This window comes from Phycicoccus jejuensis (genome assembly GCF_000720925.1).
Lineage (GTDB): Bacteria > Actinomycetota > Actinomycetes > Actinomycetales > Dermatophilaceae > Phycicoccus > Phycicoccus jejuensis.
Window position 1 is genome coordinate 64,961 of the sequence record NZ_JOEE01000002.1, and the last position, 11,377, is coordinate 76,337.

11 protein-coding genes are annotated in these 11,377 nt (G+C 73.5%); 7 read left to right on the plus strand and 4 right to left on the minus strand.

What is annotated here, in order from left to right:
* Nucleotides 1-134: 134 nt before the first annotated feature.
* Nucleotides 135-533: a VOC family protein gene (locus IG69_RS0104230; RefSeq protein ID WP_030526930.1), complete on the minus strand. Its 399-nt coding sequence runs from the start codon at nt 531-533 to the stop codon at nt 135-137.
* A gap of 177 nt (nt 534-710) precedes the next feature.
* On the opposite strand from IG69_RS0104230, the gene IG69_RS0104235 reads away from it, so the two are divergent.
* The 5 genes from IG69_RS0104235 to IG69_RS0104255 all read left to right on the plus strand — a co-directional run bounded on the left by IG69_RS0104235 (nt 711) and on the right by IG69_RS0104255 (nt 5,633).
* Nucleotides 711-1,802 carry a Glu/Leu/Phe/Val family dehydrogenase gene (locus IG69_RS0104235; protein WP_030526931.1) on the plus strand — a complete coding sequence of 364 codons (1,092 nt, stop codon included), beginning with the start codon at nt 711-713 and terminating at the stop codon, nt 1,800-1,802.
* A gap of 184 nt (nt 1,803-1,986) precedes the next feature.
* Complete coding sequence (locus tag IG69_RS0104240; RefSeq protein WP_030526932.1) at nt 1,987-2,169, plus strand: DUF3073 domain-containing protein; 183 nt, start codon at nt 1,987-1,989, stop codon at nt 2,167-2,169.
* Between the two features lie 98 nt (nt 2,170-2,267).
* Nucleotides 2,268-3,812 carry a purine-cytosine permease family protein gene (locus IG69_RS0104245; RefSeq protein ID WP_030526933.1) on the plus strand — a complete coding sequence of 515 codons (1,545 nt, stop codon included), beginning with the start codon at nt 2,268-2,270 and terminating at the stop codon, nt 3,810-3,812.
* Entirely contained in the window at nt 3,809-4,336 is a 528-nt protein-coding gene (locus IG69_RS0104250; RefSeq protein WP_030526934.1) for a cysteine hydrolase family protein, read from the plus strand. Before IG69_RS0104245 ends, IG69_RS0104250 begins: the two co-directional genes overlap by 4 nt.
* A 118-nt stretch (nt 4,337-4,454) precedes the next feature.
* Nucleotides 4,455-5,633: an endonuclease gene (locus tag IG69_RS0104255; protein ID WP_030526935.1), complete on the plus strand. Its 1,179-nt coding sequence runs from the start codon at nt 4,455-4,457 to the stop codon at nt 5,631-5,633.
* Nucleotides 5,634-5,825: 192 nt separating this feature from the next.
* Here IG69_RS0104255 and purM read toward each other — a convergent pair whose 3' ends face one another.
* Nucleotides 5,826-6,953: a phosphoribosylformylglycinamidine cyclo-ligase gene (gene purM, locus IG69_RS0104260; RefSeq protein ID WP_030526936.1), complete on the minus strand. Its 1,128-nt coding sequence runs from the start codon at nt 6,951-6,953 to the stop codon at nt 5,826-5,828.
* A 175-nt stretch (nt 6,954-7,128) separates the two neighbouring features.
* Between purM and IG69_RS0104265 the strand changes: the two genes are divergently transcribed.
* Both IG69_RS0104265 and IG69_RS0104270 read left to right on the plus strand, forming a co-directional pair.
* Complete coding sequence (locus tag IG69_RS0104265; RefSeq protein ID WP_030526937.1) at nt 7,129-7,473, plus strand: PadR family transcriptional regulator; 345 nt, start codon at nt 7,129-7,131, stop codon at nt 7,471-7,473.
* On the plus strand, nt 7,470-8,159 hold the full coding sequence (locus IG69_RS0104270; protein WP_030526938.1) for an HAAS signaling domain-containing protein: 690 nt from the start codon (nt 7,470-7,472) through the stop codon (nt 8,157-8,159). Before IG69_RS0104265 ends, IG69_RS0104270 begins: the two co-directional genes overlap by 4 nt.
* A 253-nt stretch (nt 8,160-8,412) precedes the next feature.
* Here IG69_RS0104270 and pntB read toward each other — a convergent pair whose 3' ends face one another.
* Nucleotides 8,413-9,816 (minus strand): Re/Si-specific NAD(P)(+) transhydrogenase subunit beta, encoded by a 1,404-nt coding sequence (gene pntB, locus IG69_RS0104275; protein ID WP_030526939.1) that lies wholly within the window; start codon nt 9,814-9,816, stop codon nt 8,413-8,415.
* On the minus strand, nt 9,813-11,363 hold the full coding sequence (locus tag IG69_RS0104280; protein ID WP_030526940.1) for a Re/Si-specific NAD(P)(+) transhydrogenase subunit alpha: 1,551 nt from the start codon (nt 11,361-11,363) through the stop codon (nt 9,813-9,815). Before IG69_RS0104280 ends, pntB begins: the two co-directional genes overlap by 4 nt.
* Nucleotides 11,364-11,377: the final 14 nt, after the last annotated feature.

Sequence of the window (11,377 nt, forward strand, 5' to 3'; positions counted from 1 at the left end):
CCGCCACCCCCTGCCGACGCGGGAGCCGCCGCGCCCGGTCCCCCCCGGGTGCAGCGACGGGACCAGCGTGACCGCGGGCGCTACGACGGCGCTGCGAATCCGCTGCGAAGCTCTCGCCGGGGCCGCAGGTGCGGTCACTCCGGGCCGGTGAACAGCTCCAGCGCGATGTTGTCGGGGTCGCGGAAGGACAGGCCGACGCCGTAGCCGGCCCGCTTGACGCCGCCGTGCTCGACGCCGAGCTCGTCGAGGCGGGCCTGCCACTGCTCGAGCTCGGCCACGGACCCGACGGCGAACCCGACGTGGTCCAGGCCGGTGCGCTCCTCGTCGAAGGCGTCGCCCGACTCGCGGCCCTGGTGGGTGTGCAGCCCGAAGAGCTGGCCACCCTCGAGGACGAACACGGTGTGGTGGAAGCGGCCGCCCTCCTCGTCCTCGTCGAGGACCGGGTCGGCCCCGAAGAGGGCGGAGTACCAGCGGGTGCTGCGCTCGAGGTCGGTGACGGTGATCGCGACGTGCTGCAGACCGGGGAAGGCCATGTCGGCTCCTTTGCCGTGTGCCGTGGGGCGTGGGGCGTACTGGCCGCCCCGCGCCGGGCGCGTCGACGGCCTCCGTCCGGTCTACCAGCGCCCGGCCGCCCCCACCCCGTCCGGCCGGACGGGCCGAGGACGGGACGACGGCCGTCGTCGCGCGGTCGCGCGGTCTACCGTGGCCGCATGCCCCCCACCGACCTCGTCGACCTCGCGGGCCACGAGCAGGTCGTCTTCTGCTCCGACCCCGCCACCGGGCTGCGCGCGGTCATCGCGCTGCACTCGACCGCGCTCGGGCCGGCCCTCGGCGGCACCCGCTTCCACCCCTACCCGTCGATGGACGCCGCCGTCGCCGACGTCCTGCGCCTGTCCCGGGCGATGTCGAGCAAGAACGCGCTGGCCGGCCTCGACCACGGCGGCGGCAAGGCGGTGGTCATCGGCGACCCGCACCGCGACAAGACCCCCGAGCTGCTGCGCGCCTACGGGCGCTTCGTCGAGTCGCTCGACGGCCGCTACGTGACCGCCTGCGACGTCGGCACCTACGTCGCCGACATGGACGTCGTCGCCGAGGAGACCCGCTGGGCCACCGGCCGCTCCCCCGAGCGCGGCGGCGCCGGCGACTCCTCGCTGCTCACCGCCCTCGGGGTCTTCGAGGGGATGCGCGCCGCCGCCGAGCACGTCTGGGGCGAGCCGACCCTCGCCGGGCGGCGCGTCGGCATCGCCGGCACCGGCAAGGTCGGGGCGCGCCTCACCGAGCATCTGCTCGAGGACGGGGCGGAGGTCGTCGTCACCGACGTCGACGCCGCCGCGGTCGAGCGCCTCCTGGTGCGGCACCCGGAGGTCACCGTCGTCGCCGACGCCGAGGAGCTCGCGCGCACCGACCTCGACGTCTTCAGCCCCAACGCGCTGGGCGCCGCCCTCGACGACGTCACCGTCGAGGCGCTGCGGGCCCGCGTCGTCTGCGGCGGCGCGAACAACCAGCTCGCGACCCCCGAGACCGCGGACCGGCTGGCGGCCCGGGGCATCACCTACGCCCCGGACTTCCTCGTCAACGCGGGCGGGGTCATCCAGGTCAGCGACGAGCTCCACGGCTTCGACCTCGAGCGGGCCCGGGCCCGGACGCGGACGATCTTCGAGGCCACCCGCGAGGTGCTGCGGACCGCCGACGCCGAGGGCGTGACGCCCGCCGTGGCCGCCGACCGGCTCGCCGAGCGGCGCATCGCCGGCGGCGGCCGGACCCCGTGGCTGCGGCGCGGGGACACGCCGCCGTCCCGCTGACCGGACACCCTGCCCACCCGGCCGGGCGCGGTCGGTCCGGTCACCGTCACGCCCCCGGGCCATGTATCGTTGGCAGCACGATATGCACACCATTCCCGGAGCCGCCCCGCGGAGCTGGATGACCCTCCTCGAGGGCCATCGGGCCTGTGGTGCCGCCCCGGCAGATTCACGAGGGGGTCACGCCATGGGGCGCGGCCGGGCCAAAGCCAAGCAGACCAAGGTTGCTCGCGAGCTGAAGTACTTCAGCCCCGACACCGACCTGTCGGCGCTTGAGCGTGAACTGCACACCCAGAGCCACACCGGCGACACCGCCGATGAGCGCGACTGGGAGGACGACGACGGGCAGTGGGTCTCCGGGCGGCGTTGACGCCGCCCTCCCCCTCCCTTCCCCCGGTGCCGTGAGGCGTCGCTGACGGCGGTGTGCCGTGCGCCGTCGGCGCGTCGACGGTCTGCCATGCTCGCTCCATGAGCGAGACCAGCGCAGCCGAGACCCGGCGCCTCGGCGTCGAGACGACCGGCATCGAGATCATCGACGAGGCCGAGCGCACCGCGTCGCCCCGCGACCTCTTCTGGCCGTGGTTCGCGGCCAACGTGTCGGTGTTCGGCATCTCCTACGCCGCGTTCGTCCTCGGCTTCGGCATCTCCGTCGGCCAAGGCGTCCTCGTCGCGGTGCTCGGTATCGTCGTGTCGTTCCTGCTCTGCGGGGTCGTCGCCATCGCCGGCAAGCGCGGGTCGGCCCCGACGATGATCCTGTCGCGCGCGTCCTTCGGGGTGACCGGGCAGAAGGTGCCCGGTGTCATCTCGTGGCTGACGTCGATCGGCTGGGAGACCTTCCTCGCGATCACCGCCGTGCTCGCGACCGCGACGGTCTTCGAGCGCCTCGGCCTCGGCGGCGGCACGGTGACGAAGGTCGTCGCGGCGGTGGTCGTCGCGCTGCTCATCGTCAGCGCCTCGGTCGCCGGCTACCACGTCATCATGCGGCTGCAGTCGGTGCTCACCTGGGTCACCGGCGCCGTGACCGTCATGTTCGTCGTCATCGTGCTCGTGCAGGGCACCATCGACTGGAGCAAGGTCTCGGCCGTGCCGTCCGGCCCGGCGGGCGCCGTCGTCGGCGCCTTCGTCATGGTGATGACCGGCTTCGGCCTCGGCTGGATCAACATCGCCGCCGACTGGTCGCGCTACCAGCGCCGCGACGCCTCGGACCGCGCGGTCGTCCTGTGGAACACGGTCGGCGGGTCCGTCGCGCCCGTGCTGCTCGTCGGCTTCGGCCTGCTCGTCGCCGCCTCCGACCCCGACGTCGCGGCCGGCATCGGCAGCGACCCGATCGGCGCGCTCGCCGGCATCCTCCCGACGTGGTTCCTCGTGCCGTTCCTCGTCGCGGTCATCCTCTCGCTGGTGTCCGGCGCGGTCCTCGGCATCTACTCCTCGGGCCTGACGCTGCTCTCGCTCGGGGTCAAGGTCCCGCGGCCGGCCGCGGCGCTCGTCGACGGCGTCATCCTCACGCTGGGCACGTTCTTCGTCGTCTTCGTCGCGCAGGACTTCCTCGGGCCGTTCCAGTCCTTCCTCATCACCCTCGGCGTGCCGCTCGCGGCGTGGGCGGGCATCTTCATCGCCGACCTCGTGATGCGCCGCCGCGACTACGACTGGGGCCCCGACGGCGCCGACGCCCTCTTCGACCCGCGCGGCCGCTACGGCGCGTGGGACTGGGTCTCGGTCGGGACGATGGTCGTGGCCTCCGTGCTCGGGTGGGGCCTGGTCGTCAACAACTTCGCGGTCGACGCCGCCTGGAACAACTGGCAGGGCTACCTCCTCGAGCCGCTGGGGCTCGGCACCTACGTCACGCAGGGCGAGGGCGCCCCGTACTGGGACGGCACCTGGCCCTACGCGAACATCGGCGTCATCCTCGCGTTCGTCATCGGCTTCGGGGTGACGCTCCTCGCGCGCCGGGCCGCGGTCCGCCGGCAGGAGCGGGGCGCCGAGACCCCGGCAGCCGCACCGGCCGCCCGATGACGTCCGGCGGGCACTGGCTCGTCGTCGTCGACCCGCAGGTCGTCTTCGCCGACCCCGGCACCTCGCCGTGGGGCTCGTCGATGTTCGCCGGCGCCGTGGGCCGGATGCGTCAGCTCGCCGAGCGGTTCGGGCCGGAGCGCACGGTCGTCACGCGGTTCGTCGCCGACCCCTCGCTCGGCGGGTCCTGGGGTCCGTACTACGAGGAGTGGCCCTTCGCCCTCGTCCCCGACGGCGACCCGCTGTACGCCGTCGTGCCGGAGCTCGACGGCCTCGCCGGCACCGTCGTGACCGCCGGGACCTTCGGCAAGTGGCCGGTCCTGCGCGACGTCGTCGGCTCCGACGCCCGGGTGACGGTGGCCGGGGTGGCGACGGACTGCTGCGTCGTCTCGACGGTCCTGCCGATGGCCGACGCCGGCGTCACGGTCGAGGTCGTCGCGGACGCGTGCGCCGGTTCGACCCCCGAGAACCACGCCCGGGCCCTCGCCACGATGGCCCTCTTCGCCCCCCAGGTCACCGTCACCTGACCCCGCTTCTTCCGGAGGGGAGGCCCGGTGGGGTTGACCCGGGGATGGGTGAGTCCTGACCGAATCCTTGACCCCGGCAGACCCCCGCCCGACCGCCCGACCGGCAGGGTCGTCCACCGTGACCCGACACCAGACCCGACGGCGCGCGCTGCCCACGGCCCTCGCGCTCGCCTCCGCCCTCGTCGTCCTCCTCGGCCTGACCGCCCCCGCGTCGCAGGCGGCGACCCCGCTGACCGTCGCCCAGGCGGTGGCGACCCAGGACGGCGCCTCCCACACGGTCCGCGGCTACGTGGTGGGCCAGCCGACGGCGACCTCGACCGTCGTGCGCTCGGCCTTCCCCAACGACTACGCCCTCGCGATCGCCGACACCGCGTCCGGGACCTCGACGTCGAAGATGCTCTACGTCCAGCTGCCGAGCGCCCTGCGCTCGCAGTGGGGTCTGAAGACCAACCCGAGCCTCATGGGCCGGCAGGTCGACGTGACCGGCACCCTCGCCGCGTACTTCTCGCACCCGGGGATGACCGGCACGACCGCCGTCGCGACCGCCGGCACGGGGGGCGGCGGCACCGGCGGGGGGACGGGTGGTGGCGCCGGGGGCACCGGTGACTACGACGGCACCTACTACGCCCCGGCCGTCGGCAAGACCGGGTCGGCGCTCAAGACGGCGCTGCACGGCATCATCGACGACCAGACGAAGCTCACCTACGACCAGGTGTGGACCGCCCTCAAGGACACCGACGAGGACCCGAACAACACCAACAACGTCGTCGAGATCTACTCGGGGCGCTCGATCGCCAAGTCCGACAACGGTGGCGGCGTCGACCAGTGGAACCGCGAGCACGTCTGGGCCAAGTCGCACGGCGACTTCGGGACGGCCACCGGCCCGGGCACGGACGTGCACCACCTGCGCCCCGAGGACGTCACGGTCAACTCCACCCGCGGCAACCTCGACTTCGACGACGGCGGCAGTGCGGTCGCGCAGTGCACCGGCTGCCTCTCGGACTCCGACTCCTTCGAGCCCCGCGACGCGGTCAAGGGTGACGTCGCCCGGATGATCTTCTACATGGCGGTCCGCTACGAGGGCGACGACGGCTGGGCGAACCTCGAGATGAACAACGCCGTCGGCAACGGCAGCGCCCCGAACATCGGCAGGCTCTCGGTGCTCCTCCAGTGGAACGCCCAGGACCCGGTCGACGCCTTCGAGATGCGCCGCAACGACCGCATCTACACGACGTGGCAGCACAACCGGAACCCGTTCGTCGACCACCCGGAGTGGGCCACGGCCATCTGGGGCTGACCCGCCCGGGGCCGCTCTCCCCGACCACCCCCACCAGAACCGCCGGTCGTCCGTCGCCGACATCCTGTCCCCTGTCCCGACGGGCGGCCGGCCCCTCCCGTCATCGACTCATTGCCCGTCCGCCACCTCGAAGGCCCCCACGAGGGCACGGAGAGGTGGCGGATGCGCAAGACGTCGCGGTGGGGGCGTCCCTCAGGCGGCGGGGTGGTCGCCGACGAGCTCGACCGAGCCGCCGTCGACGCCCTTGGCGCCGCGCACGACCTCGCCGGTCGCGGCGTCCGCGGCCGACGCCTCGTGCACCTCGCCCATGACCCAGGTCTCGATGCCACGAGCGGTCAGGTGCGCCGTCGCCGCGTCGACCGAGGCGGCCGGGAGCACCGCGACGAAGCCGGCGCCCATGTTGAGCGTGCGCTCGAGGTCGGCGCGCGGGACGTTGCCGAGCGAGCCCACCGTCGAGAACACGGCCGGCGGCGTCCACGAGGCGCGGTCGAGCCGGGCGTGCACGTCGTCGGGCAGCACGCGCGCGAGGTTGGCCGCGAGCCCGCCGCCGGTGACGTGCGAGAGCGCGTGGACGTCGACGCCGTCGAGCCGGACGAGGTCGAGCAGGTCGGCGGCGTAGACGCGGGTGGGGGTGAGCAGCTCCTCGCCGAGGGTGCGACCGAAGTCGTCGACGTGCCGGTCGAGCGCCCAGCCGGCGTGCGCGACGACACGACGCACGAGCGAGTAGCCGTTGGAGTGCAGGCCGCTGCTCGCGAGGCCGAGGACGACGTCGCCCGCGCGCACCCGCTGCGGCCCGAGCACGGCATCGTGCTCGACGACGCCGGTGGCCGCGCCCGCGACGTCGTACTCATCCGGGTCGAGGAGGCCGGGGTGCTCGGCGGTCTCGCCGCCGACGAGCGCGACCCGCGCCTGCTCGCAGGCCCGGGCGATGCCGGAGACGATGGCCGCGATGCGCTCGGGCACGACCTTGCCGCAGGCGATGTAGTCGGTCATGAACAGCGCCTCGGCGCCGCAGACGACGATGTCGTCGACGACCATCCCGACGAGGTCGAACCCGATGGTGTCGTGCCGGTCGAGGGCCTGCGCGATGGCGACCTTCGTGCCGACGCCGTCGGTCGACGTCGCGAGCACCGGCCGCCGGTAGGCCGCGAGCGCGCTGGCGTCGAACATCCCGGCGAAGCCGCCGAGGCCGCCGAGGACCTCGGGGCGGGTGGCCCGGCGGACGGACTCCTTCATCAGCTCGACGGCGCGGTCACCGGCCTCGACGTCGACCCCCGCCGCGGCGTAGGTGATGGCGGTGGGCTGCTCGGTGTCGCTCACGCCGCGCAGCCTACCGAGACCGGGCCGCCCCACCCGCCCGCGCCCGCGGTCGGCACCCCTCCCCCTCCGGAGTCGAGGGCGCACGCGGCAGCCCTGGCTGCCGCCTCCGCACTCGACCCCGGGAGGTGTGCCGGATGCTTGCCGCCGGCCGCCTGTCGGAAGTACCTTGTGACGCATGGAACCCGGTGACAGCGCCATCCTGACGCACCTGCGTCGTGGCGCGCTCGAGCACTGCGTCCTCGCGCTGCTCGACACCGAGCCGATGTACGGCCTCGACATCGCGCGCCGCCTCGGCGACGACGGGGTGCTGCTCGCCGGCGAGGGCACGCTCTACCCGCTGCTGTCGCGGCTACGGAAGCAGGGGCTCGTCGAGACCACGTGGGCCGAGTCGAGCGCCGGCCCGCCGCGCCGCTACTACACGCTCACCGCGCAGGGGCGGATCGCCCTCGACACCTTCCGGCGCACGTGGAAGTCCTTCCGCGACGCCGTCGACACCACCCTCCAGGGAGGACACCCGTGAACGGCTCCGACACCCGCGTCACCACCTACCTCGACGACCTCGCGCGGATGCTCTCCGACCTCGACCCCGGCACCCGCGACGACGTCCTCGCCGGGGTGCGCGAGCACCTCGATGCCGTCGCCGCCGAGCACCCCGGGGACCCCGCCGCCCTCGAGGAGGCGCTGGTCCGGCTCGGTCCGCCGGAGCGCATCGCCGCGGAGGCCCGCGCCGACCAGCCCGCGGTCCCGTCGCCCGGGCCGTGGACCGCAGGGCCGACACGACCGCTGCCGGCCCGGGGCTGGCTGGGCGCCGGCCTCGCGCTGCTGCTCCTGAGCACGGTGCCCTTCACCGCGACGGCCGCCCTCGCGCGCATCGTCGGGCTCACGTCGAGCGGGGCCGACACCGCGTTCGGGGGCGGGATGTTCGGCGTCCCGCTGCTGCCGCACGTCGCCGAGATGATCTTCCTCGGCTGGTTCCCCTGGGCGGTGTCGGTCGCCTTCCTGCTCGTCGCGTGGCGGCTCGCACCCCGCACCCGCGGCGTCCTGCTCGCCCTCGGGCCGATCAGCGTCGCCACCGTGCTCGTCGGCGTCATCTGGCAGGAGCCGCGGGTCGTCAGCGGCGTCCTCACCGCGGTGCTGGCGCTCGCCACGACCGGGCTCGTCGTCGCTGCGGCCGTCAGTGCCTGGCGCGAGCGCCCCACCGCCTGACGCCGGACCTCGGCGCCGCCCGCGACCTGACCGGAGGATCTACGTCGTCCCTGTGATGACGCGGATGCTCATGCGCGTCGCGGATACATCCCCGACCGGGACGAGCTCCCGCGCCGTCACGGTGATGACGCGGAAGCTCGAGCCCCTCGACCCGCACCGGTGCGCTCCAACGCCCCGGCCTCGAGGGCGCCGGCGGTCGCCCTGGCGACCACTTCCGCACTCGACTCCGCAGAGGAGGGAGGGAGCGCCGGGGTCAGAGGGCGGCGATGATGTCCTCGACCCGGGCCTTGGCGTCGCCGAAGAGCATCTGGGTGTTCTCGCGGAAGAACAGCGGGTTCTGCACGCCCGCGTACCCGGTGGCCATCGACCGCTTGAACACGATGACGTCCTTGGCCTCCCACACCCGCAGCACCGGCATGCCGGCGATCGGCGAGGTGGGATCCTCGGCGGCGGCCGGGTTGACGGTGTCGTTGGCGCCGATGACGAGGACGACGTCGGTCTCGGCGAGGTCGTCGTTGACCTCGTCCATCTCGAGGACGATGTCGTAGGGCACCTTGGCCTCGGCGAGCAGGACGTTCATGTGCCCCGGCAGCCGCCCGGCGACGGGGTGGATGCCGAACCGCACGGCGACACCGGAGGTCCGCAGCCGCTTGGTCAGCTCGGCGACGGCGTGCTGCGCCTGCGCGGTGGCCATCCCGTAGCCCGGGGTGATGACCACCGAGCGCGCCGAGGTGAGCAGCGAGGCCGCACCCTCGGCCGTGACCTCGCGGTGCTCGCCGTAGTCGACGTCGCCCGCCGCGACGGTGCCGCCCTCGACCCCGAAGCCGCCGGCGATGACCGAGATGAACGAGCGGTTCATCGCCCGGCACATGATGTACGACAGGTACGCACCCGAGGAGCCGACGAGCGCGCCGGTGATGATGAGCAGGTCGTTGCCGAGGAGGAAGCCGGCCGCGGCCGCCGCCCACCCCGAGTAGCTGTTGAGCATCGAGACGACGACCGGCATGTCACCGCCGCCGATCGACGCGACGAGGTGCCAGCCCAGCGCGAGCGCGAGCAGGGTCACGAACCCGAGCAGCAGGTGCCGCACGAACACCGCGTGCTCGGGCACCGCGGCGTAGACCACCGTCAGCACGACGAACAGGACCAGCGCACCGACGTTGAGCCAGTTGCGGAACGGCAGCATCAGCGGCTTGGACGGGATGCGCGCGGAGAGCTTGAGGAACGCGACGATCGAGCCGGTGAAGGTCACCGCGCCGATGAAGACGCCGACGAACACCTCGACGTCGTGGATCGTCGGGTACGCCGTGATCTCGTAGGAGGAGTTCCAGCCGACGAGGACGGCCGCGAGCCCGACGAAGCTGTGCAGCATCGCGATGAGCTCGGGCATCCCGGTCATCTCGACCTTGCGGGCGCGGTCGAGGCCGATCGCCGCGCCGATGCCCATGGCGACGACGATGAGCAGCAGGCCGAGCCAGCCGGAGCCGCCCGTGCCGGCGGTCGCCGCGAGTACCGTCGCGGTGAGCGCGACGACCATCCCGGCGATGCCGAAGCGGTTGCCGCGGCGCGCGGACTCGTGCCGCGACAGCCCGGCGAGGGCGAGGATGAAGAGCAGTCCCGCGACGATGTACGCGCCCTGCGTGAGGGTCGAGCTCATCGGACGGGCTCCTCGCGCTTGAACATCTCGAGCATTCGCGCGGTCACCCGGAAGCCACCGAAGACGTTGATGCTCGCGACGAGGATGCCGACGAACGCGAGCACCGTCACCGCCACGCTGTCCCGCCCCACCTGGAGCAGCGCCCCGACGACGATGATGCCGCTGATCGCGTTGGTCACCGACATCAAGGGCGTGTGCAGCGCGTGGTGCACGTTGCCGATGACGTAGAAGCCGATGACGACCGCGAGCATGAAGACCATGAAGTGCCCGAGGAACGGCGGTGGGGCATAGGCCGACACGAGCAGGAAGAGCGCGGCGCCGACCCCGGCGAGGGCGAGCTTCGTCGTCCCGCTCATCGGCTGCTTCGCGGGCTTGGCCGTCGTGTCGACGGTGACGACGTCGGTGCCCGGCGTCGGCGCGGCCGAGACCTGCACCGGGGGAGGCGGCCACATCACCTCGCCGTCCTTCGCGACGGTCATGCCGCGCTGGACGACGTCGTCGAGGTCGAGGTGGACCTCACCGTCCTTCTGCGGCGTCAGCAGCTTCATGAGGTTGACGAGGTTGGTGCCGTACAGCTGGCTGGCCTGCGTCGGCAGCCGCCCCGGCAGGTCGGTGTAGCCGAGCAGGGTCACGCCGTGGTCGGTGACGACCTTCTCGCCGGCGACCGTGCCGGCGACGTTGCCGCCGTTGGCCGCGGCCATGTCGACGACGACCGACCCCGGCTTCATCGAGGCGACCATCTCCTCGGTGAGCAGGCGCGGCGCCGGGCGCCCGGGGATGAGCGCCGTCGTGATGACGATGTCGACGTCCCGGGCCTGCGCGGCGTACAGCTCGGCGGCCTTGGCGTCGAAGTCGGCGCTCGTCTGCTTCGCGTACCCGTCGGCGGACGGGCCGTCGTCCTCGACGTCGATGCGCAGGAACTCCGCCCCCATCGACTCGACCTGCTCGGCGACCTCCGGCCGCGCGTCGAACGCCCGCACGACCGCGCCGAGGCTGCTCGCGGTGCCGATGGCCGCGAGCCCTGCGACGCCGGCGCCGACGACGAGCACCTTGGCCGGCGGGACCTTGCCCGCGGCCGTCACCTGGCCGGTGAAGAAGGAGCCGAACTCGTGGGCGGCCTCGACGACGGCGCGGTAGCCGCCGATGTTGGCCATCGAGGAGAGGACGTCGAGGGACTGCGCGCGGCTGATCCGCGGCACCGCGTCCATCGCGAGCGCGGTGACCCCGGCGTCGGCGAGGCGCTGCACGAGGTCGGGGTCGAGCGCGGGCGCGAGCAGGCAGGCGAGCACGGTGCCCGGCCGCAGCCGCGCGACCTCCTCGTCGGTCGGCGGGGTGACCTTGAGGACGACGTCGGCGTTCCAGACCGCGCCCTCGATGACGTCGGCGCCGGCCTCGCGGTAGGCCTCGTCCGAGAAGCTCGCGCGCGCCCCGGCGCCGGCCTCGACGAAGACGGTGTAGCCGAGGCCGACCAGCTGCTCGACGGTCTTCGGGGTCGCGGCGACACGGGTCTCCCCCGGTCGTGACTCGCGGGGGACTCCGATGCGCACGGGGCTTCCTCTCC

Bases quoted from the DNA above. Each gene is read 5' to 3' on its own strand.
- IG69_RS0104230 (WP_030526930.1), bottom strand. From the start codon at position 533: ATGGCCTTCCCCGGTCTGCAGCACGTCGCGATCACCGTCACCGACCTC.
- IG69_RS0104235 (WP_030526931.1), top strand. From the start codon at position 711: ATGCCCCCCACCGACCTCGTCGACCTCGCGGGCCACGAGCAGGTCGTC.
- IG69_RS0104240 (WP_030526932.1), top strand. From the start codon at position 1,987: ATGGGGCGCGGCCGGGCCAAAGCCAAGCAGACCAAGGTTGCTCGCGAG.
- IG69_RS0104245 (WP_030526933.1), top strand. From the start codon at position 2,268: ATGAGCGAGACCAGCGCAGCCGAGACCCGGCGCCTCGGCGTCGAGACG.
- IG69_RS0104250 (WP_030526934.1), top strand. From the start codon at position 3,809: ATGACGTCCGGCGGGCACTGGCTCGTCGTCGTCGACCCGCAGGTCGTC.
- IG69_RS0104265 (WP_030526937.1), top strand. From the start codon at position 7,129: ATGGAACCCGGTGACAGCGCCATCCTGACGCACCTGCGTCGTGGCGCG.
- pntB (WP_030526939.1), bottom strand. From the start codon at position 9,816: ATGAGCTCGACCCTCACGCAGGGCGCGTACATCGTCGCGGGACTGCTC.